The organism is Cellulomonas carbonis (genome assembly GCF_014636275.1).
In the GTDB taxonomy this organism is placed as follows: Bacteria; Actinomycetota; Actinomycetes; order Actinomycetales; family Cellulomonadaceae; genus Actinotalea; species Actinotalea carbonis.
The window spans coordinates 389,214-410,823 of sequence record NZ_BMEB01000002.1; the positions used below are offsets into that span (position 1 = coordinate 389,214).

The 21,610-nt window shown below is 73.7% G+C and carries 16 protein-coding genes; 10 read left to right on the plus strand and 6 right to left on the minus strand.

Going from position 1 to position 21,610, the window contains the following annotated elements:
* The first annotated feature begins 77 nt into the window (after nucleotides 1–77).
* The gene (locus IEV86_RS07045; protein ID WP_188484605.1) at nucleotides 78–5,084 is read left to right on the plus strand and encodes a hypothetical protein; all 5,007 of its coding nucleotides are present in this window, start codon (nucleotides 78–80) and stop codon (nucleotides 5,082–5,084) included.
* A gap of 33 nt (nucleotides 5,085–5,117) precedes the next feature.
* Here IEV86_RS07045 and IEV86_RS07050 read toward each other — a convergent pair whose 3' ends face one another.
* From IEV86_RS07050 to IEV86_RS07065, 4 genes are all read right to left on the minus strand, one after another.
* Nucleotides 5,118–5,684 (minus strand): hypothetical protein, encoded by a 567-nt coding sequence (locus IEV86_RS07050; protein ID WP_043605706.1) that lies wholly within the window; start codon nucleotides 5,682–5,684, stop codon nucleotides 5,118–5,120.
* A 155-nt stretch (nucleotides 5,685–5,839) separates the two neighbouring features.
* On the minus strand, nucleotides 5,840–7,555 hold the full coding sequence (locus IEV86_RS07055; protein ID WP_052426146.1) for a SulP family inorganic anion transporter: 1,716 nt from the start codon (nucleotides 7,553–7,555) through the stop codon (nucleotides 5,840–5,842).
* Nucleotides 7,552–7,947 carry an ArsR/SmtB family transcription factor gene (locus IEV86_RS07060; RefSeq protein ID WP_043605708.1) on the minus strand — a complete coding sequence of 132 codons (396 nt, stop codon included), beginning with the start codon at nucleotides 7,945–7,947 and terminating at the stop codon, nucleotides 7,552–7,554. Before IEV86_RS07060 ends, IEV86_RS07055 begins: the two co-directional genes overlap by 4 nt.
* A 122-nt stretch (nucleotides 7,948–8,069) precedes the next feature.
* Nucleotides 8,070–8,444 carry a nucleotide pyrophosphohydrolase gene (locus IEV86_RS07065; protein ID WP_229734533.1) on the minus strand — a complete coding sequence of 125 codons (375 nt, stop codon included), beginning with the start codon at nucleotides 8,442–8,444 and terminating at the stop codon, nucleotides 8,070–8,072.
* Nucleotides 8,445–8,608: 164 nt separating this feature from the next.
* On the opposite strand from IEV86_RS07065, the gene IEV86_RS07070 reads away from it, so the two are divergent.
* The gene (locus tag IEV86_RS07070) at nucleotides 8,609–10,453 is read left to right on the plus strand and encodes a DUF2075 domain-containing protein (RefSeq protein WP_229734534.1); all 1,845 of its coding nucleotides are present in this window, start codon (nucleotides 8,609–8,611) and stop codon (nucleotides 10,451–10,453) included.
* 103 nt (nucleotides 10,454–10,556) lie between these two features.
* Here IEV86_RS07070 and IEV86_RS07075 read toward each other — a convergent pair whose 3' ends face one another.
* Complete coding sequence (locus IEV86_RS07075) at nucleotides 10,557–11,732, minus strand: HNH endonuclease (protein ID WP_052426147.1); 1,176 nt, start codon at nucleotides 11,730–11,732, stop codon at nucleotides 10,557–10,559.
* Nucleotides 11,733–11,860: 128 nt separating this feature from the next.
* Here IEV86_RS07075 and IEV86_RS07080 point away from each other — a divergent pair, with 128 nt between their 5' ends.
* The 4 genes from IEV86_RS07080 (at nucleotide 11,861) to IEV86_RS07095 (ending at nucleotide 15,916) form a co-directional block, all read left to right on the plus strand.
* Nucleotides 11,861–13,936 carry a nuclease-related domain-containing DEAD/DEAH box helicase gene (locus IEV86_RS07080; RefSeq protein WP_043605711.1) on the plus strand — a complete coding sequence of 692 codons (2,076 nt, stop codon included), beginning with the start codon at nucleotides 11,861–11,863 and terminating at the stop codon, nucleotides 13,934–13,936.
* Nucleotides 13,937–13,983: 47 nt separating this feature from the next.
* Nucleotides 13,984–14,247, plus strand: a complete 264-nt coding sequence (locus IEV86_RS07085; RefSeq protein ID WP_161784037.1) for a type II toxin-antitoxin system Phd/YefM family antitoxin — start codon at nucleotides 13,984–13,986, stop codon at nucleotides 14,245–14,247.
* Nucleotides 14,248–14,561: 314 nt separating this feature from the next.
* The gene (locus tag IEV86_RS07090; RefSeq protein WP_161784038.1) at nucleotides 14,562–15,056 is read left to right on the plus strand and encodes a DUF6318 family protein; all 495 of its coding nucleotides are present in this window, start codon (nucleotides 14,562–14,564) and stop codon (nucleotides 15,054–15,056) included.
* Between the two features lie 98 nt (nucleotides 15,057–15,154).
* The gene (locus IEV86_RS07095) at nucleotides 15,155–15,916 is read left to right on the plus strand and encodes a PKD domain-containing protein (RefSeq protein ID WP_081978681.1); all 762 of its coding nucleotides are present in this window, start codon (nucleotides 15,155–15,157) and stop codon (nucleotides 15,914–15,916) included.
* Nucleotides 15,917–15,965: 49 nt separating this feature from the next.
* Here IEV86_RS07095 and IEV86_RS07100 read toward each other — a convergent pair whose 3' ends face one another.
* Nucleotides 15,966–17,102, minus strand: coding sequence for a hypothetical protein (locus IEV86_RS07100; protein WP_188484607.1), 1,137 nt, complete (start codon nucleotides 17,100–17,102; stop codon nucleotides 15,966–15,968).
* 394 nt (nucleotides 17,103–17,496) lie between these two features.
* On the opposite strand from IEV86_RS07100, the gene IEV86_RS07105 reads away from it, so the two are divergent.
* The 4 genes from IEV86_RS07105 to IEV86_RS07120 all read left to right on the plus strand — a co-directional run bounded on the left by IEV86_RS07105 (nucleotide 17,497) and on the right by IEV86_RS07120 (nucleotide 21,588).
* The gene (locus tag IEV86_RS07105; protein ID WP_152605623.1) at nucleotides 17,497–18,174 is read left to right on the plus strand and encodes a DUF6318 family protein; all 678 of its coding nucleotides are present in this window, start codon (nucleotides 17,497–17,499) and stop codon (nucleotides 18,172–18,174) included.
* Between the two features lie 133 nt (nucleotides 18,175–18,307).
* Nucleotides 18,308–19,321 (plus strand): carbohydrate ABC transporter permease, encoded by a 1,014-nt coding sequence (locus tag IEV86_RS07110; RefSeq protein ID WP_229734535.1) that lies wholly within the window; start codon nucleotides 18,308–18,310, stop codon nucleotides 19,319–19,321.
* Entirely contained in the window at nucleotides 19,318–20,202 is an 885-nt protein-coding gene (locus IEV86_RS07115) for a carbohydrate ABC transporter permease (protein ID WP_043605717.1), read from the plus strand. The genes IEV86_RS07110 and IEV86_RS07115 overlap by 4 nt, the downstream gene beginning before the upstream one ends.
* 69 nt (nucleotides 20,203–20,271) lie before the next feature.
* On the plus strand, nucleotides 20,272–21,588 hold the full coding sequence (locus IEV86_RS07120) for an ABC transporter substrate-binding protein (protein WP_043605719.1): 1,317 nt from the start codon (nucleotides 20,272–20,274) through the stop codon (nucleotides 21,586–21,588).
* The last annotated feature ends 22 nt before the right edge of the window (nucleotides 21,589–21,610 follow it).

The window sequence follows — 21,610 nt, forward strand, 5'->3', positions numbered from 1 at the left end:
CGTGTCCACCGCGTGCCCGACTTCGGGAGGATGTGCCGACGTCCCCGACCGCGGGCGAACCGTCGGAGGGGGAAGCGATGCACGGCCACGCCGCACCGGGCTGGTACCCGGACCGCACGGGACGCTCGGCGCTGCGCTGGTGGGACGGCACGCGGTGGACGCCGTGGGAGTCCGACGGCGTGCGGCACTGGCTCGGCGGCGGGCCGGGTGCGGGTGTGCCCGGGGCCGGTGTCGGCGCCGCGACGGGCGGCGGGTCGACGGAGGCCGGTGTGCCGGGGTCGGCGGCCTCCACCGGGGCGCGGGTCGGCGGGGCCACGAGTGCCGCTCCCGGCGAGGGCGTCGCCTTCGTGACGCGCGTCCTGCTGCCCGAGGCGCGTCGACGCGGCGTCGTGACCGACGAGCACGCGGTCGCGCTCGGTCGGCTCGCGGAGGAGCTCGCGGGGTCCGGGGCCTCGGTCGGGCCTGTCGCGGGTGCGGCGTCGACCGGGTGGGCGGCCGGTGGGTGGTCGCCTTCCGGCGGCGCGATCGCGCCCACGGCGACTCCGGTCCCGCGCGGGCCGGCCCCGACGGCGGCGCCCGGGTCCGGGATGCCGACGACGGCGTGGCAGGTCCCGCCGGGTGCGGTGCCGACCGGCCACGCCCCCGCGCCGACCCGGCCGCACCCCGCCCCGTCGGCGCCGTGGCCGGCGGGACAGATGGCGGGGCAGGCGATGCCGCCGCGTGCTCCCGGTCGGGTCGCGACGTGGTGGGCGAGCCTGCGGACGCGGCTCGACGCCGACCTCACCGTGCACGGCCTGGCCTACCTCGGCGTCCTGCTGCTGTTCGTCGGCGTGTTCGGGCTCGTGGCCTTCGCGTTCGGTGACGTCAGCCCGGCCCTGCGGCCCGTCGCCGAGCTCGCGGTCGCGCTCGTGCCGTTCGTGGCCGCGCGGGTGCTCGGCCACAGCGGTGCGCGGTTCGTCGCGCGGACGATGGTCGGCGTCGGCGGGTTGCTGCTCGCGCTCATGGTGGTGACGTCGACCGTCGACGGGTACGGGTTCCCGCCCGACCCGCACGGTGCGGCGCTCCCGATCGGCGCGGCCGTCGCGTGTGCCGTCCTCGCGGGTGCGTACCTGGTCGCCGGTCGGCGCGGTTCGGCGCTCGGCGCGGTCGTCGCCCCGGTGGTGTGGCTCGCGGCCGCGATGGCGGCCGTCGGGTTCGCGCGGCCCGTCCCGCGCGGCGAGGACGTCGCGGTCCCGGGTGCGGCGCAGGTCGCGGTCGTCGCGCTCGCGGTGCTCGCGACGACGCTGGTCGCGCGGACGCTGCTCGCCCGGGCCCTGGTCGCCGGCCGCGGGGAGCGGCCGGTCGACCGTCAAAGGACCGGCCCCGATGCGCCGACCGCCGACGACGACGCGCGGTCCGGCTGCGTCGACGGCGCGCTCGCGGCGGTGCTGCCCGGGTCGGTCGTGGTCGGCGTCCTGGGCGTCGTCGCGTGGGCCGCCGAGGGGTGGCCGGTGCTGCCGGTCGTCGTGACGGTCGCCGCGCTCGCCGCCTCCGTCGCGCTCTCGCCGCGGGTCGCTCCGGCGACCGCCGACGTCGTGCTCGTGGTCGGCTGGGCGCTCGCGACCCTGCGCCTCGTCGCCGCCGACGACGCGTCACCGCTGCTGTCTCCCGACCTGCCCCTCCTCGGCTCCGCGGACGTCGCCGTGCCGGCGGCCCTGCTCGCCGCCGTGCTGGTCGGGATCGGGCTCGCCGAGCTGCTCGCGCGGCGCCGGTCGACCCGCGACGGTCGGGGGTCGACGGCGTTCGCGATCGTGGTCGGCGCGCTGCCCGTGGTGGTGGCCGTGCTCGTGTCGGAGCCGGGGTGGTGGGCGGTCGTCGCGGCGGCGCTGCTCGTCGCGTGGTCGGTGGTCCGGCGCGTGGACCCGCCGCCGCTGCCGGGTTCCGCGGTCGTCCTCGACGTGGTGGCCGCGGTCGCGCCCGTCATGCTCGTCGCCGCCGTGGGCGCCGCGACCGACGGGACGGTCGCGCTGGTCACCGCCGCGGCGGTCGTCCTGGCGGCGACGGTGCTGGCTCGCGGCACCCTCCGCCGCCCGGGGACACCGCGGTTCTGGGCGTGGTGGTGGGTCGGTGCCGTCACCGTGACGGCGGTCGGCTCGGTGGCAGCCGCGTTCGCCCTGGAGGACCGGTGGGTCGTCCCGGTCGTCGCCGGGTCGCTCGTGGTCGCCGTCGTCGGCGGTCCGGGCCGCGGGTGGTGGCGGGTCGTCGCCGCGACCCCGCTGGTCTGGTGGGCGTGGCTCGCGCTGTTCCTCGCGACCGACGTGCCCGACGGCGTGCGCGGGTGGGGGCTGGGCGCCATCGGGCTCGGCGCCGTCGTCGTCGCGCACGCCGTCGGGGGTGGTCGCGCACCGTCCGCCGGGACCGGCGTCCGTGGCGCCCGCGGCACGGGGCACGCGGCCGCGGCGGCCGGGCTCGCGGGGCACGTCACCGCCCTACCCGCGCTGGTGCTCGCGGTCGGGGAGCCGTGGGGCGTCGTCGCGGTGCTCGCCGCCGGGACGGCCGGATGGCTGCTCACGGCCGTCGCGGGCGACGTCGGGTGGTCGCCGGTCGGCGCACTGCTGGACGGTGCCGGGATCGGTCGCGTCGCCCCGTGGGCGATCGCGCTCACGGGCGTACCCGTGACGACGTCGGTCGCGCTCGACGTCGGCGGCGCGCTCCCGCTCGAGTCGACGTGGGCCGTGCTGGTGCTGCTCGTCGCCGCGCTCGTCTACGCCGCGGGGACGCGCATGCCGACGGGGCCGCGTCTGCGCGCCGTCCTGCCGTGGGCCGCGTTCGCTGCGGCGCTGCTCGCCGTCGTGGGCGCCCGCGAGGCGTGGCCGACGGTCGCCGCGCTCGCGGTCGTCATCGCGCAGGTGGTGCTCACGCGCGGCCGGCACGCCGTCATGGTGTGGACGGCGTGGACCGCGGTGACGCCGGCCGTCGCGCTCACGCTCCGCACCGCCGTGCCCGCGGTCGACCGGCTCGACCTCGACGTGGTGGTCGCCGGTGCGGGCATCGGGCTCGGCGGGCTGCTCCTGGTCGGCGGGTTCGTCGCCGACCGGGCGCGCCCGACCGACCCGCGGCCGCTTCCCCGACACCGCGTCGCCCTCCCACCGTCGGTCGTCGGAGCCGTCCAGCTCGCGCTCGGCCTCGTCGTCGCCGTCACGGTCCCCGACGACGCAGCCGCCGGGGTCCTGCTGCTCGCAGGAGCCGTGGTGCTCGCGGCGGTCGCGGCACTCGGCGGCGTCGGTGCCGTGGGTGCGGCCGCGCTGCTGCTCGCCTGGGTCTCCGCGGTCCCGCTGCTCGGCGAGGACCACCCCGGCGCGTGGGCGCACGTCGCCGTCGCCGCCGGACTCGCCGGGCTCGGGTGGCTCGTCGCGCGCCCGGGGGCGCCACGCGTCCGCTGGGCCCGCTGGGACGTCGCGCTCGCGGTCGCCGCGACGGTCCCCGCCGTGGTGGCCGTCGCCACCGCGACCGGCTCGTCGCGTCCGTTCGTGCGGCTCGCGGTCGGCGTCCTCGTCGTCGCTGCGGCCGTGCGCCTCGCGCGGCGCCGCGGGTTGAGCGAGGTCCTCGGCTGGATCGGCACGGCGCTCGTCGTCTCGGCCGCGGCAGAGAGCGGAGCGGGCTGGACGGCGCTCTCGCTGGCGACCCTCGCCGCGGCGCACACCGCGCTCGCCGCCGTCCGCGAGACGGGCGTCGTCCGGACGGCCCGACAGTGGATCGGGGCTGCCGCCGGGACCGCGGCGTGGGTCGCGCTGCTGCGATGGGTCGAGTGGAGCCCGCAGACCGCGACCGACGTCACCGCGGTCGTCGGTGCGGTCGCTGTGCTGGCGCTCGTCGTCGTCGTCGGGCGACTCGGCCGGGGGCGGTCGTGGGTCCCGCCGTGGGGGACGGTCGGGCTGCTGCTGTCCGTCGGAGCCACGCTGTGGGTCCTGCCGTGGGGCGGTGCGCCGATCGGCGACGTCCCGCCCGGTGTCGAGCCGCAGGTCGGCTGGTGGCACGTCGTCGCGTGGGTGCTGCTCGCGCTCGCGGCGGGCGGCGCCGAGCGTGCGCTGCCGTGGGGGTGGTGGCGCGAGCTCGCCGTCGTCCCCGCGCTCGCGGCGGTACTGACGGGGTTCGCCGCGGCCGACGCGTCGGCGACGACCCGCGTCAGCGTCCTCGCCGTCCTCGCGGCGCTGTCGGGTGCCGCGCTCGTGCTCGTCGCGCAGGCGGGGGCTCGGCATGCGCGTGGCGGCGTCGAGGCGGCGGGGCCCGCCGGGCGGCGGGACGCGGACGGCGGGCGGCAGGACCCGCACATGGGGTGGCAGGACGCGCACGGGGGCTGGCAGCGGCCTCCCGGCGTGCCGTGGCAGCGACCGGTTGCCGTGCTCGGCGTCGCGACGGTCGCCGTCGCGCTGCTCCTGGCAGCCGCACCCGCCGCGGCCCCGACCGGGGCGGACGAGCCGACGCCCGTGCTGCTGGCCGCGGCTCTCGCGGCCGCCGCCGTCCAGGCCGCTGCGCTCGGAGTCGCCTACCGCGAGCTCGGGCTGCGCCTTGCGGCGCCCGTCGTGGCGTGGCTCGCGTGGGCCGCGTACGCCACGCACGCGATCAGCGGCTCCGTCGCCTGGTACACGGTCCCGGTGGGGCTCGCGACGCTCGTCGTCGTCGGTGTGTGGCGTGCCGACCGGCGGGACCGCGGCCTGCCCCCCGCCGCCGACGGCGTCGCCGGGCTCGAGCTCACCGGTGTCGCGTTCCTCGTCGTCTCGTCGTTCGCGTCCGCGTTCACCGACTCGGTGCTGCACGCGCTCGTCGCCGCGGCGATCGGTGTGGCGGTCGCGCTGTGGGGCGTCGCCACGCGCGTGCGCCGGCGGTTCGTGACGGGGGCCGGGATCGTCGTCGCCGGGCTGGTGCTGGCCGTCGGGCTGCCGCTCGTCGCGTTGCTGCCCGCCGTCGGCGAGGCCGGCGCGTGGGTCGCGGTCGCCGTCGTCGGCCTCATCGCCGTCATGGCCGCGACGCTGCTCGAGCGGGGACGCGCCGTCGTCCGCGGCGGGCGTGCGCGGCTCATGGACGCGACGGAGGGCTGGGAGTAGCGGGGCCGCGCGGCGAGGGCTCGTCGCGGGAGCTCAGGCCTCGGGGTCGAGCTCGAGGACGTGCTCGACCCGGTCGACCGCGTCGAGCGGGACCAGCGTGTCCATGACGCCGTCGCGGTAGAAGCCGCAGCGGACGGTCGGCAGCCCGGGCAGCGTCGCGCGGCCGTCGGCGTCGACGAGCCACAGGACGGGTGGCGGGGCCTGCGCACCGGCCGCGGCGCAGTCCGGGTGGGAGTCGTCGCGAGGGGTCGACGGCTGCGCGAAGTAGTCGAGCACCGCGCCGAGGTCGCCCTCGTACCGGACCTCGGTCACCAGCACGGCCGTCGGCTCGTCGGAGGCGTCGAGGTCGTAGCCCGTCTCGCACAGCACCACGGCGACGGGGTCGAAGGGCTCCGACGGCGTCTCGCGGAGCGTCCGCGGCATCGGGCCGAACGGGATGCCCGGCTGCCACCAGTCCACCAGCACGTCCTCGGCGGTGCAGGTGTGCGCCACGTAGACCGGCCCGGCGAGGGGGTTCGCGTGCGCGGCGCACCCTGCGACCGCGCCCGCGGTCGACATCGCCACCGCCACGACGGCGGCGACGTGCGGGCGGCGGATCACAGCGCTCAGCCTCGCGTCCCGCCGTCATCGACGCGTGGGCCGGACGGGTGGAGCGTGCGGCCGCCGGGTGGCGTCATCGGGACCCGGCTGCCCTGGGCACTCCGGGCCGAGGCGCGGGGCCGACCCCCCGGGAGCGACGGCGCCGGCCGCGCCCCTCAGCCGCCGACGACGACGCTGCGGCGCACGTGGCTGCGTGCGTGCTCGATGGCGTCGGGCAGCGTGTCGAAGAGGTGCTTCTCGTGCTGGAGGGCGTCGAGCACGCCGACGGCCTCGACGACGCGTCGGTGCTCGGGCCGCAGCCCCTTGAGCAGGACGACCACACCGCGTCGCTGGAGGTCGGCGACCACCTGGGCGAGCGCGTTGGCGCCGCTCGCGTCGAGCACCCGCACGCCGGACAGCCGCAGGACGACGACCCGCACGTCAGTGACCTGCATCAGCTCGTCGAGGAAGCGGCGGACGTCGGCGAAGAACAGGGCGCCGTCGATCCGGTAGACCGCGATGTGCTCGTGCAGGAGGGCGTGCTCGGTGCCGGCGTCGAGCTCGGGGTCGTCGATCGGCTCGCGGTGCAGCCCGCTGGCGCGCGCCATGGCGCGCAGCGCGAGGACGGCCGCGGCGGCGACGCCGAGCTCGACGGCGACGACGAGGTCGAACACGATCGTCGTCGCGAACGTCAGCAGCAGGACGAGCGCCCCCGAGCGCCCGGACCGGAGGATCGCGCGCGCCGTCGGCACGTCGACCATGCGCACCGCCGTCACGAGCAGCACCCCTGCGAGCGCGCTGAGCGGGATGCGCGACACGAGCGGCGCAGCGGCGAGGACGACCACCGCGAGGACGACGGCGTGCAGCGCGGCGGCGGCGCGCGTCCGGGCGCCCGAGCGCACGTTGACGGCGGTGCGCGCGATCGCGCCCGTGGCGGGGATCCCGCCGAACAGCCCCGACGCGACGTTGGCGAGCCCCTGCCCGACGAGCTCGCGGTTCGGCTCGGTGCGCGGGAGGTCGTCGGCCATGCCGTCGGCGACGCGCGCCGACAGCAGCGACTCGAGCGCCGCGAGGGCCGCGACGGCGACGGCCGCGGAGACGAGCGCGCTGGTCGCCTCGGGCGTGAGGAGGGGCAGCGTCGGCGTGGGCAGGGTCGAGGGAAGGGTGCCGATGCGCGTCGTGTCGAGGTGCGCCGCCTCGGCGGCGACGGTCGCGACGACGACGGCGACGAGGGAGGCGGGGATGCCGCGGCGCCAGCGGGGGAGCATCGTCATCAGGACCACGACGAGCGCGACGAGGGCGAGCGGACGCCAGGCGGCCGACCAGTCGACGAGGGCCAGCGTGCGGAGCGCGACGAGGCCCGCGTTCTCGCCGTCGGCCTTGGCGGTGTCGAGCGCGAGCGGCACCTGCTGGAGCGCGATCGTCACGCCGATGCCGAAGGTGAACCCCTCGACGACGGGCCAGGGGATGTAGGCGACGAGCCGCCCGAGCCCGAGCAGCCCGCCGACGACGACGAGCCCGCCCGCCATGACCGCGACGGTGGCGACCGACTCGGGCCCGTAGCGCGCGACGATCGGCACGAGGACGACGGTCATCGCGCCCGTCGGCCCCGAGACCTGGAGGTTCGACCCGCCGAAGACCGCCGCGACGAGCCCGGCGACGATCGCCGTGACCAGCCCCGCCGCGGCGCCGACGCCCGAGGTGACGCCGAAGCCGAGCGCCAGCGGGAGGGCGACGACGGCGACCGTGGCGCCGGCGACGAGGTCGGCGCGCCAGGTGCGGGGGAGGTCGGCGTAGTCGGCGCGGCGGGGGAGCGTGCGCCGTGCGGCCGTGCGGACGGCCGTGGCGACCGGGTGGGTCGCCGTGGCGAGGGTGGCGGCAGGGGTGGTCATCGCGGGGTGGTCGTCGACGGCTGGGATCCCTCGGCGGGGGCGCCGAGGGGGCGGTCGAGCTCGCTGAGGAGGCCCTGGGTCCCGGCGAGGGTCGTCGCGAGGAAGGTGCGGGCGGCCGTGAGGAGGTCGACGACGCTCGGGTCGGCGAGGCGGTAGGTGACGGTGTTGCCCTCGCGGCGGGCCGTGACCAATCCGGTGCGACGCAGGACGGCGAGGTGCTGCGAGGCGAGGGACGCCTCGAGGCCGGTGTCGGTGAGGAGGTCGGCGACCGCGCGCTCACCGGGGATGAGGAGCTCGAGGAGTCGGACCCGGATCGGGTGGCCGAGGGCCTTGAAGAGCTGGGCCTTGACCTCGTGGAGCGGGGTGGTGGGGGTGAGGTGGGTGAAGGGCATGGGGGGCCTCGGAGGTCGCGCGGAGCGGGCGTCGTGGACACCATAGCGAATTGAGAGATTGGTCAATCCGTCATGCTCAAGCACGCAGGACTCAGCCATGGCGGAAGTGCCTTGACCCTTGACTAAGGGCGGTGGGGTGCGACGCCCCGCACCTCGTCGGGCGGGAAGCGGGTCGCTCCGTCACGCAGCTTCGACACGGCCGCCGCACCAAGATCGACGCCGAGCACGTCGGCCAGCCGGACGAGGTAGAGCAGGACATCCGCGAGCTCTTCGCCGATCCGCGCTTGCCTGCTCGGCTCGGCGAAGTGCGCCACGGCATCCTCGGCGGATATCCACTGCAGCAGTTCGGCGAGCTCGCCGACCTCTCCGACGAGAGCCAGCGCCAGCGACTTCGGGTCGTGGAAGCGGCCCCAGTCCCGCTCTTCCGTGAAGTCCCGCATGCGCTTGGTCAGCTCGCTGATGTCACCCGGACGGGGGTCAGCCTCGGTGTCGTCCACGGGCGCGAGCCTGACGGCGGCTACTGTCCTGGAGCAAACGCGGTCCGACGGACTTCCGCGCCGATGCCTCGACGTGGACATGCCCCCTCCGCACGTTCATTCGTGCTGCCCAGGGGGCGTCGTCGGTGCAGGTTCTTCGGTGGAGCGGGCGGACGCTCGCGACGTTGTGCGACGGGGACGCGAGCGAGGTCGAGCGCAGGCTGGCAGAGCACTTCCTCTGGTCAGGCTGGGGTGCACCGGGTCCGAGCGAGCGCCGGTCCTGGCGCGGCAGCCTCCCGGTGCTCTCGGCCGACCTCCGCGACGCGGGTCTCGACGCGGTCGAGGTCATCCCCGAGCACCGGCTCCCGCTCTCGAGCAAGCGCGCCGACGTCGTGCTGGCCGGCGTCCATCCGCGAACGGGACTTCCCTCGTACGTCGTCGTCGAGCTGAAGCAGTGGGGGACGGCGGCACCGTTCGAAGGCAGCGACACGCTCGTCGACGTGGTGGGTGCTCCGTACCGACCGGTGCTCCATCCGGCGGCGCAGGTGTCGGGCTACGCGAGCTACCTCACCGACTTCGTGCGGGCGCTCGACGGTCGGACGGACGCCGTCGTCGGCGTGGCGTACCTGCACAACGCGACCGAGTACGGAGTCGCCGGTCTGCGCGGTATGGCGGCGGCCGCGGAGGCGCGGCTGTTCACCGGCGAGCGACGATCCGAGTTCCACGACTTCCTGCGCAGCCGCCTTGCCCCGACGTCAGGCGCTGAAGCGGCGGACCTGTTCCTGGCGTCGGCCATCGCGCCGTCGAAGCAGCTCCTCTCCCTCGCGGCGAAGGAGATCCAGGAACGTGAGCAGTTCGTGCTGCTGGACGAGCAGAGGGTCGCCTACGAGCTCGTGCTCGCGGCTGTCGAGAAGGCTCGACGCGCGGATCGGAAGGTCGTCGTCGTGATCGCCGGCGGACCCGGCAGCGGCAAGAGCGTCATCGCGCTGTCACTCCTCGGCGAGCTCGCCCGGCAGGGCCACACGGTGCTCCACGCAACGGGGTCGAAGTCGTTCACGTCGACGCTCCGACAGGTCGCCGGCAAGGGCTCGAGCCAGGTGAAGAGCCTGTTCAAGTACTTCAACAGCTTCATGACGGCTGAGAAGAACGGGCTCGAGGTCCTGATCCTCGACGAGGCCCATCGGCTCCGGGAGAAGTCGGTCAACCGGTACACCCGGAAGGAGCTGCGCGAGACCGCACGCCCGCAGATCGAGGAGCTGATCGACGCCGCGCGTGTGCCGGTGTTCCTGCTCGACCAGCACCAGGTCGTGCGCCCGGGGGAGATGGGGAGCGTCGCGGAGATCGAGTCACATGCTCGCGCGCGTGGTCTCGACCTGCACCACGTCGACCTGAGCGCCCAGTACCGCGCCGGTGGGTCCGAGGCGTACCTGGCCTGGGTCCTGCAGCTGCTCGGGCTCGAGGGCGACGGCCCTGTCCCGTGGAGCGACGAGCCGCACTTCGCCGTCGAGGTCGTGGACACCCCGCGCGCCCTCGAAGAGCGACTGGGCTCCGTCCTGGCGCAGGGCTACGGCGCCCGCATGACCGCCGGCTACTGCTGGCGGTGGAGCGACCCACGTCCGGACGGGACCCTCGTGCGGGACGTGTCGATCGGGGCCTGGTCGCGGCCGTGGAACCTCAAGAGCGAGCGCTCCGTCGGTGGCGCGCCACCCTCCCAGCTGTGGGCCACGGACCCGGCGGGCTTTGGCCAGGTCGGCTGCGTCTACACGGCGCAGGGGTTCGAGTACGACTGGAACGGCGTGATCCTGGGTGATGACCTCGTCTGGCGGACCGACCGGTGGGTGTCGCAGCGCGAGTTCAACAAGGACCCGGACTTCCGGAACCGGAAGGCCGTCGACGACGCGACGTTCGACCGGCTCGTGCGGCACGTCTACAAGGTGCTGCTCACGCGCGGAATGGTCGGGACGGTCCTGTACTCGACGGATCGAGAGACGCGGGAGATGTTGGGCGAGCTGGTGAATCCGGCGCGGTGACGACCTGTCGCCGGAACTGTCGACGAGCCTCCTGTCCATGACTTCGAGCGAGCGGTGTCAGACCCTCGCTGACGCATCATCAGCGAGGCGCTTCGCTGTTCCGCTATTGGATCCGCCCTGAGACCCGGGCGTCAGCCAGCGTGTCGCCAAGGTCTGTACTCCTCGTTGAGTGGGCAAACTTGCGCCACCGCCATTCGAGTGCGTCTCGGTGCGGGGGCCGCACGTCGGAGCGGAGGCTGAGCGCGTCGACCTGGAGCTCAGATAGCGAGGGGCCCTGTCTTCTTACGTGTAGAAGCAGTGTGCTCGGCTCGATTGCCCAGAGGTGCGCGTCAAATGCGCGGTGCAGGTTTGCCGTGAGCAGGAGTCCATTGCGCTCGTCGTCGGACCCTCCGTCCGCAACGGGAACCACGTGGGCCGCGTCGAGCACCACGGGTATCCCAAGGCCGGTGACCGCACACCGACCTCCGTGCCGTGCAAGGACGCGGTACTTGAACTCGGGTGCCCGGACCAGGCGTTCGGTTGTCGACCGAGACCTGCGGCGGTTCACCGTCAGCTCGAAGGGGTGCCGGGACTCGTCTACATCCAAGTGGCGCGGCTCTGCCTCGGCGAACTCGAGGAGGAAGACTTCAGCCCGGTCATCCGCCGCGATGACCCACGCCAACCGAACTGGCCGCAACCCCCGGGGTCCCTCGCCGATGAAGAAGATCGGCAGGTGCAGCTCCGCAGCATTCTTGACGGCTTCGACCTCGTTCATGTCCCGCGAGGCTGGTCGCGCGGTGCGGGGGTAGTAGTAGATCGCCATGCGATCGTCGATGTCGTCTGCGTAATGTCGACCCGTATGGCGTACGGCTACAGCCACCCCGAGATCCCGTAGCGCGCGAGTCCGTTCGGCGTCGACCCAGATGCCTTGCATCCCACCGTAAACCCCACGCTCGCGCAGCCACCGTGCGTCGGCGTCGTTCTCGCGTACGGCGTCCCAGACGCTCATTCGCCACGCGAGTTCATCCTCCCGGCTCCACGCGGCCAGAGAGCGGACCTTCTCGCCCGATGCTTCGACAAGTGCAGCGGGTGAGTCCGTCACGAGCCGAGCAAGGCGGGAACTCGCTTGCGCCAAGATGAGTGACCCCAAAATGTCGGCGTCGTAGCGGCGACCATCCCGAACGGTGACGTGCCGCGAGTGCGCCATGTCGAAGCGCACCCGAAGTCGTCGCTCACCCTCCACGTCGTACTGGGCAAACGCCGCTTCGAGGGCAGCCTCAAGTACGCCAACGGACTCCATGCCTCAAGCTGAGCGCCGCTGGTCCTCAAGCGCAAGGGCCGTGCGGGTCACCGGGAGCAACTTGCTTCCCCTAGCGATCAACTCCGGGCATCGTCATGCCGATCTCCCTCCCAAGGGAGGCACATCACATGCCCGCAGGGGACTCAGCCGGCGCCGAGGCGCGCCGCCAGCTCGCGCTCGCCGACGCCCACGCACAGGCCGCCGCCGAGGCGCGCGCCACGGCCGCCCGCTACGGGGTCGCCGAGGTCACCGAGAAGCGCACCGCACTGGCGCTGGCCCCGCTGACCGCCGTCGGACACCACCTCCTCGCGGACCGCCGCTGGCCCGGGTCGCGTCGCGCGCAGGTCGACCTCGTCGTCGTGGGGCCAGGTGGTGTGTTCATCGTCGACACGAAGGCGTGGAAGGACGTGTCGATCCACGGTGGGCGGATCCACCGCGGCGACGAGGACGTCACCGACGACGTCATGGCGCTGGCGGACCTCGGATACACCGCCGAGGGCGACCTCGCCGAGGTCGGTCTCGCACCGGGGGAGGTGCGGGCCGTCGTCGTCCTCGCGGGTCGGCAGGGGATCAACGAGTCGGTGGGCCCGGTGCGGGTCGTCGGCGAGAAGGACGTGCTGCGCCACGTCGCGTCCTTCGGAAACCGCCTCACGCCGAGCCAAGTGGACGTCGTCCTCGGGCGGGCCCTGACGCTCTTCCCGCAGGTGAACGCACCGGCGCCGGTCAACGTCGTCGTCCCCGAGCCCGTCGTCGCGCCGCCACCCGAGCCGGTGCAGGAGGCGCTGCTCTCCGACGACGAGGTCCAGGCCGCGCTGCTCGAGGGCATCCTCGCGAGCCCCATCGAGGAGTGGATGTCGTTCCTCCACCCCTACCAGGCGAAGCTCGTGCGGCGGTCGTTCAACGGGCCGGCTCGGATCCGCGGCTCGGCAGGCACGGGCAAGACCGTCGTCGGCCTGCACCGCGCCGCCTACCTGGCGCGCACGCGTCCCGGCCGGGTCCTGGTCACGACCTTCGTGCGGACGCTCCCCGCGGTGATGCGCCAGATGCTGGGGAGGATGGCGCCCGACGTCGTCGAGAAGGTCCACTTCACCGGTGTTCACGGCTTCGCGCTGACGCTCCTCAAGGAGCGCGGCGTGGGGGTCAACCTCAAGCCCGCGCTTGCCGACGAGGCGTTCGCGGCCGCCTGGGACGCCGTCGGCCGGCACGGTCTGCTCGCCGCGGCGACCCACGGCCCGGGGTACTGGCGCGAGGAGATCGACTACGTGCTCAAGGGCCGCGGCGTCCAGGACGTCACGGCGTACGCGGACGTCGCCCGGACGGGCCGACGGCACCGCCTCACCGTCGAGCAGCGGCGCGCCGTCTGGGACCTGCACCGCGCCTACGACGACGAGCTGCGACGGCGTCGGGTGCACGACTACGCCGACGTGATCCTGCTCGCCGAGGCGGAGCTGCGGCGTGAACCGCTGACCGGGTACTCGTCGGTGATCGTCGACGAGGCGCAGGATCTCAGCTGCGCGATGGTCCGGATGCTCTACGGGCTCGTCGGAGACGCGGCGGATGGGTTCACCCTGATCGGCGACGGCCAGCAGTCCATCTACCCGGGTGGCTACACACTCGCTGAGGTGGGGATCTCCCTGGCGGGACGCGGCGTCGTCATGGACGTCAACTACCGGAACACCGCGCAGATCCTCGCCTTCGCGTCCCGCATGGTCGCCGACGACGAGTTCGCCGACATCGAGGGCGTGCTCGCGCGCGGCGACACACCGGCCAACGTGCCGCGCACCGGGCCCGAGCCGGTCATCGACCACTGCCGGTCGTGGCGGGAGCGCGACGCCCGTCTGGTGGCGCGGGCGCGGGCCGTCGTCCGCGAGGTCGGCACGCGGCCCGGCGACGTCGGCGTCCTGTGCATGTCGCGCCGCGCGGCCCAGCGGGCCGCGGAGGCACTCAGGGCCGACGGTGCCCCGGTCGTGATGCTCGAGGACTACGACGGGTCGCAGACGGACGCCGTCAAGATCGGCACGATCAAGCGCGCCAAAGGGCTCGAGTTCAAGCAGGTGCTGCTGCCCGACGTGCGCGCGACGCAGATCGGCGACGCGACTCCACCCGCCGACGACACCGAGCGCGAGCGGTGGGAGCGGCTGCGGCGCGAGCTGTACGTCGCGATGACGCGCGCGCGGGACGGGCTGTGGGTCGGGGTGGTGTGAACTCCGCGGGGTGTTCCGACGCTCGGCGGGGCGCCACCATGGGTGGCATGACGAACGTCATCGAGATCGCCGAGCTCGAGACGCACGCTTCCGGGTACGTCGCGCGCGCAGCAGCCGGGGAGGTGCTCACCGTCGCGGACGGGGGACGACCGGTCGCGCGGTTGGTGCCCGTGCATGACTCCTCGCTCCGTGCGGCGCTCGATGCCGGGCTCGCCAGAGCGGCTCGTCGGCCGGTCGCTGACCTTCCTCTGCCACGGGAGGCCGACGTCCCGTCTGCTCTTTGGGCAGCGCTCGACGACGAACGGTTCTGAGGCCTCGGCCGCTCGGTTGGCGCGGACGAGGTGCGACGAGCGGCTTGCGGGTGACGCGGACGGGGGCCTCCGAGGTCTGGTGACGAGCTGCGGGACGCCAGTTCGTCCACAGGGGCTCGGGAGTCCTGTGCGCGCGATCCGTCCGCTGCTACGTTCCGGTGCTCGTGAGCAGGGGGACGAAACGGACACAGGCGCGCCCGCATGCCGGGGCTCGACGACGACATCGGGCTTCGATCGCGCTCGCCGTCGTGCTGGCCGCTGGGGTGGTCGGGTGCTCGGGGGAGCCGGCGGGCGAGCCGACGCCGAGGTGGACGGTGAACCCGTCACCGTCCGTCCCGGAGGCCACTCCGACCCCGACCGAGGAGCCGATCACCGCGCCGGAACGCCCCGCCGAGATGGAGCGGATGGACGAGGTCGGCGCGGTGGCTGCGGCGGAGTACTTCCTCGCTGTCGAGGAGTACGTGTTCCGAACGGGTGACCTGCAGCAGTGGGACAAGATCAGTCTGGCGGACTGCGGGTTCTGCCAGAACAAGCGCGACGCCGCCGTGCGCGTCTACGGCAGCGGCGGCCGCTACGTCGGGGCAGAGACCACGACAGGGGAGCCAGCGGTAGTGGGCCACGACCCCGCCCTCAACGGGTATGCCGTCGAGATCGAGTACAGCGCGGGCCCTGGGCAGGAGTTGGATGCTGCGGGCGAGGTCGTGGCCGACCTGGCGGTGGGCCACGGGTTCCTCGTGCTTGATGTGATGCCCGTGAACGGCGAGTGGGGCCTCTTGTCTGTCGCCGGGTCCGAGAAGAGCGCCTCGTGACGGCTTCACCGCTTGTCGTGGCGGGGCTCGTCGTGGTGTTGGCTGCTACCTCCGGTAGCGGGGAGGACCGCTTCTCGGGAGACCTTGACGGCTCGAACGTGTTCATCAGAGGAACGGATGGCCGCACGAGTAGGCCCGGAACGCAGCCTGACGACCACGTCTACCGCCGCATCCCGGTCGGTGGCTGCGACTTCGGCTCCGTCTCGCACTGGACGGGTGAGGAGCCCGACCGCGACACGCTCGGCGACGGTCGTTGCGTCGGCGACGACGCCGGCCTGGTCGTCCGCCGGGTCTGCGACGACGGCACCACCGGCGTCGACCCGCTCCTGCGTTCCTCGGTCGACCCTGCGACGGGCGACCCGGTCGGCGACTGGCAGCTGGTCGACGAGGGCGGTTGCCTCGAGGAGGGCGGCGCGGTCGTGGTCGTGCGGCAGGAGGACCTGCGCCGGTTGCCGATCACCCCGTCGGTCCCGCGGTACCAGCCGGTCGACGGGCGGGGTCTGGTCGGGAAGGACCTGATCGTCTACACCGATCCGACCCCGCAAGAGCTCACCACGTCGGTGCTCGGGGTGCCGGTGACGGTGCGGGTCACGCCGGTCCGCTGGTCGTGGGACTTCGGCGACGGCGAGCTGCCGCTGGTGACCGACAGCGCCGGCGCCCCGTACCCGGACCACACGGTCTCGCGCCCGTACGCCGACGTCGGCACGTACGAGGTCCGGGTCACGACCACCTGGCGCGGCGAGTACCGGGTCGCCGACGACGGACCCTGGCTCCCGGTCACCGGCACCGCGACGACGACGTCGGCACCGTTCACCGCCACCGTCGAGGACGCTCCGTCCCGCCTCGTCGCCGACCGCTGACGCATCCCGTCCCCCAGCGCACGACCGGCGCCGCGGCCTGCAACCCGCGTCAGTCCGTCGGGCTCGCCGGGTCGAGCTCAGCCTGCAGCGCGCGCAGGTCCTCCGCGAGCGCGTCGACGCGTGCGTGCTCCGCACCCGCCGCCGCCTCCGCGGCGCGCAGCTGTTCGTCCCGCGATCGCAACGAGGCGTCGTCGCGCGCCAGCAGCTCGGCCGCCCGGTTGAGAGTGTCGTCGGCGGGCGCCATCGGGAGCTCGGTCCCGTCCCACCACACCCAGCTGAGCAGGAGGCGCTCGCGCTCCGCGACGGGCATCGCCGCCAGCTCGGCGACCTGCACGTCGTACTGGGTGCGGTAGCTCTCGACGGCGGTGGCGTCGGCGTGGTGCTGCGCCCTGGCCTGGGCGTTCGACGACTCCACCTCGGCGACGGACCGGTACGCCGCCTCGACGTCGGCGACCATCCGGTCGAGCTCGCCCTGGAACGTCGTGTGGACCGCCACGAGTGCCGCGCGGTCCGTGACGAACCGCGCGTAGACCGCTTCGAGCTCGGGTGCGAGCCCACCCTCGCGCCACACCTGGGTGCCCAGGTACGCGAACAGCTCGGTCGGACGCGCGTCGGGGTTGGTGCCGACGGAGCCCGCGATCTGCTCGTGGATCGGGTCGTCCGCCGGGACGGCGGCGATCTCGGTCTCGAGGAGCGGGGTCAGCCGGTGACGGTCGTCGGGGCTGAGCGCGACCCACGCGACATGGAGCGTCTCGTGGGCGAGCGTGTTCACGACGAACCCGCGGGCCCTCGGGTCGGCGGGGGCGTAGACCACGACCGACCGCTCGAGGGGGACGTGGCAGCCGACCGCGCCGCCGGCCGGGGCGGGACGCAGCGACGGCCCGAAGATGCAGCGCCCCGCGAAGGACGCCGCGTCCAGCACCTCCACGCGGTTCGCGTACAGCAGTGCCCGACCCTCCTCGGAGAGGAAGGCCTCGTCCGCGAGCGCGACCACCTCCGCCGAGGGCGGGACCGCGTCCGGCCGCCCCTGTCCGTCCTGAACGATGCCGCCCGTGAGCCCGCGCCCGTCGCCGCCAGGTCCGTCGACCGCCGCACCGCCGGGTGCGGCGGCGATCACACCGGGCGGGAGGCCCGGCGCTCCCGACGTCAGCCACCACGCCCCGCCGACGACGACCACCGTCAGCACGACGGCGCCGACGTTCGAGCCTCGACGCGAGCCTCGACGCGTGCGTCGCCGCGCGGCCCGCGGCACCGAGGCACCGGACGGAGCCGCGCGCCACGTCGTCGGCGCACCCCGACGCCCCGCCGCCTCGTCGACCACCCACTGCGGCACGCGTCCGCTCGGAGAGCGAGGGAGATGGTCGGGCGGGACGGTCACGCAAGGACCATCGGCCGGCGCTGGCGGAACCTGGATGAATCGAACGGGGGACATCGCGCGGAATCCCGCGCACGGACCACGAGAGCCCAGCCGCCGGGTCGGTCTGGGCGTCTCGATCGGCTGGACCTGTGGATCCCGTCCCGCACACAGTCCGAGGGGGCCCGCCGTACCCGCCACGCCGCACGCTCCTAGCGTCACGCCCGTGACCAGGAGAACCCGCTACGCCATGGCCGTCGTCGTCGCCATCACCGCCCTGCTGACCGGGGCCTGCGTTCCCGACCCCGCACCTCCCCGCGCCGAGAAGGAACGTGTCGACCTGTCTGCATCCGGCCGTGATGACGAGCCCGTCGACGACGCAGCCACGACCGGACCCGCGGTCGAGGCGACGGATGAGTCGGCCGAGCAGCGCCCTCCGGGTCACCCCGAGCGGCCGAGGGCGATGGACCGCACCGACGACCTGGGAGCAGCCGCTGCAGCCGCCTACTTCGTCGAGCTCGAGCGGTACGCCTTCCGCACGGGTGACCTCACCGAGTGGATCCGGATCAGCGAGCAAGCCTGCAAGTGGTGCTGGTTGACCGCCGCGAACGTCGCGGCCATCTTCGGGATCGGTGACTCGACCGTGGGTGGAGAGACCGCCATGGGGATCCCCGTCCCGTTCGAGGTCGACCCGGACCAGGGCGTCTACGGCTTCACGTTCGAGCTGACGAGTGAACCGATGCAGCGCGTCGACCCGGAAGGTGCGGTGGTCGGGTCCGCGAACGCGCAGCACGTCCTGTTCGACATCGTCGTCGCGCACACTCCCGACGGATGGAGGATGCTCTTCGGTCTGGTGCGCTCACCCGACTCGGCCGGCCCGTCCGCGGACCACGCTTCACCGTGACGCCTCTCGCGTGGCGCGCATCCGCCCGTCGCCACCGCCCCGCACCTCCGTGACACGAAGTTCACCGTCGGGACACGCGGAGGTGCGGGCGAGTTCGGTCGCGCCTCATCCGCGCCGGACAGTGTCGCCTCTCGTGAGTGCGGGACCGACGATCGAGGCGCCTGGCGCGCAGGGGGTGCCGGGCAACCCGTCGAGAGCTGGCGGTCCGGCCCCAGCCCCGACCGGGCCGACCGGAGGCCCCGCCGTCCGCGGCCGGCTCCCCGGGCACCTGCCGTACCGGTGGCGCGACGGCCTCGTCGCGGCAGCGTTCCTGCTGCCGAACCTGGTGCTGCTGGCCGTCTTCACCTACCGGCCGCTCGCGGACAACATCCGCCTGTCGTTCACGAGCTGGAACATCTCCTCGCCGACGGCGACCTGGATCGGCTGGGACAACTACGTCGAGTGGTTCACCAGTGCCGGCAGCCGCACGGTCGTGTGGAACACCGTGGTGTTCACCGGCGCCGCCGTCGTCGGGTCGATCGTCCTGGGGCTCGCGCTCGCGCTCCTGCTGGACCAGAAGCTGGTCGGGCGCGACGCCGTCCGGTCGCTCGTCTTCGCGCCGTTCGTCCTCGCGGGAGCCGCGGTCGGCGTCGCGTTCCAGTTCGTCTTCGACCCCACGTTCGGCCTCGTCCAGGACCTGCTGCGCCGCGTCGGCGCCGAGCCGCCCGCGTTCTACCAGGACCCGTCGTGGGCGCTGTTCATGGTCACCGTCACGTACGTGTGGAAGAACCTGGGGTACACGTTCGTGATCTACCTCGCCGCGCTCCAGGGCAGGCGCCGTGACCTGGACGAGGCGGCGGAGATCGACGCCGCGTCGACGTGGACGGCGTTCCGCCGCGTGACGTGGCCCCAGCTGCGCCCGGCGACGTTCTTCCTGCTCATCACCGTCCTGCTCAACAGCTTCCAGGTGTTCGACGTGATCCACACGATGACGCGGGGCGGTCCGCTCGGGGACGGCACGACGACGATGGTCTACCAGGTCTACCAGGAGACGTTCGTCAACCTCCGCGCCGGCTACGGCGCGACCGTCGCGACGATCATGTTCCTCGCCCTGCTGCTCATCACCGCGGTCCAGGTCCTCGTGATGCGGCGAGGTGAGGAGCGGTGACGACGACGTCGTGGCGCACCGCCCGGTCGGCGGCCCCGGCGGGCGCACCGCACGAGCGGCGCACGCCGGTCCGTGCGCTCGGCGGCTACCTCGCGATGCTGCTCGTGGTGGTCGTCGTCGCGCTCCCGCTGTACTGGATCCTCGTCTCGGCCCTGAAGGAGCGGCCGGACATCTACACGGTCCCCGTGACCTGGGTCCCGGACCCGGTGGTGCTCGAGAACTTCTCGGCCGTGGGCAGCGGTGTCGCGTTCACCGACTTCCTCCGCAACTCCGTGATCATCACGGTCGTCCTCACGGTGGTCCAGGTCGTGCTCGGGGTCCTGTCGGCGTTCGCGCTCGCCTTCCTGCGGTTCCCGGGCCGCACCGCGGTCCTGCTGTTCGTCATCGCCGCGCTCATGGTCCCGAACCAGATCACGATGATCAGCAACTACGCGCTCGTCGCGGGCCTCGGCTGGCGGAACACCTACGCGGGGATCATCGTCCCGCTCGCGGGAGTGGCCTTCGGGACGTTCCTGCTGCGCAACCACTTCGTCTCGTTGCCCCGGGAGATCCTCGAGGCCGCCGAGATGGACGCGGCCGGTCCCCTGCGGACCCTGTGGCGGGTGGTCCTGCCCATGTCCTGGCCGACCGTCGTCGCGTTCACCCTCATCACGGTCGTCAACGAGTGGAACCAGTACCTGTGGCCGCTCCTCATGGCCGACGACGAGTCCGTCGCCCCGCTGCCCGTGGGGCTCACCCAGCTCCAGGACGCCGAGGGGCTCACCAACTGGGGGCCCGTGATGGCGGGCACGGTGCTCACGATGACGCCGATCCTCGTCGTCTTCGTGGCACTCCAACGCCACATGATCAAGGGCCTCACGACCGGAGCCGTCAAGGGCTGAGCCCTGGGGCCACCCCGCCCCCGACGGCACCTCGCACGACAACACCGATCACCACCGAAAGGGACATCCATGACCTCGATCCGACGGATCGGCACCGGCCTCGTCGCCGGCGGGCTCACCCTGGCGCTCGCCGCGTGCGCAGGCACCGGGAGCACGACCTCGGAGGGCTCCGGGGTGCGGGGCGCGACCCCGGCCGACGGCGACGCCGTCCAGGAGCTCACGTTCTGGAGCAACCACCCGGGCGACTCCAAGGAGGTCGAGGAGGAGCTCCTCGCGGCCTTCGAGGAGGAGACCGGGATCGCGGTCAACCTCGTGACCGCGGGCGCGAACTACGAGGAGCTCGCTCAGCGCTTCAACGCCTCGCTCGCCGGCGGTGACCTCCCGGACGCCGTCGTCGTCTCCGACGTCACCTGGTTCAACTTCGCCCTGAACGACGCCCTCGCCCCCATGGACGACCTGTGGGAGGAGCTCGACGTCGACTCCGAGGGCTACGTCGACGCGCTGCGTGAGGACTACGCGTTCGACGGTGCGCACTACGCCCTGCCGTACGCGCGCTCGACGCCGATCTTCTACTACAACCGCGAGATGTGGGAGGCGGCCGGTCTGCCCGACCGCGGCCCGGAGACCTGGGAGGAGTTCGCCGGCTGGGCCGCCCAGCTCAAGGCGACCGACCCGGACGTCGCGCCGCTGGTCGTCCCCGACGGCTCCAACTACCTCGACTGGTACTTCCAGGGGATGGTCTGGACGTTCGGCGGGGCGTACTCCGACGGCTGGGAGCCCACGTTCTCCTCGCCCGGGTCGATCGAGGCGGGGCAGTTCCTCCAGGACCAGGTCCAGGCCGGGCACATCGCCATCAGCAACGACGCGAACAACCAGTTCGGCGCCGGTCAGGCCGCCGCGCTGCTGCAGTCGACGGGTTCGCTCTCGGGCCTCACGGAGGCGGCGCAGTTCGACTTCGCGACGGCCTTCCTCCCCGGCCCGCAGCCGGGCGTGACGACGGGTGGCGCGGGGATCGGCATCCCCGCAGGGATCGACGACGCGCGCCGGCAGGCCGCGATGGAGCTCGTCGCGTTCCTCACGGGCTCGGACAGCACGGTGACGTTCAGCCAGGCGACCGGCTACATGCCGGTGCGCAAGGACGCCGTCGACCACCCGGACACCCAGGGCTACCTCGAGGAGCACCCCAACTTCCGGACGGCCCTCGAGCAGCTCGCCGTGACGCAGTCGCAGGACAACGCCCGGGTCTTCGTGCCCGGCGGGGGTGCGCGGATCGGCGCGGCCCTCGACCGGATCACCACCGGCGGCGAGGACGTCGAGACGGTGTTCGCCGAGCTCGACGAGGAGACCCGCACGGTGTTCGAGCGGGACATCGAGCCCCACCTGTGAGCCGCGGGCTGCGCCCGGGCCC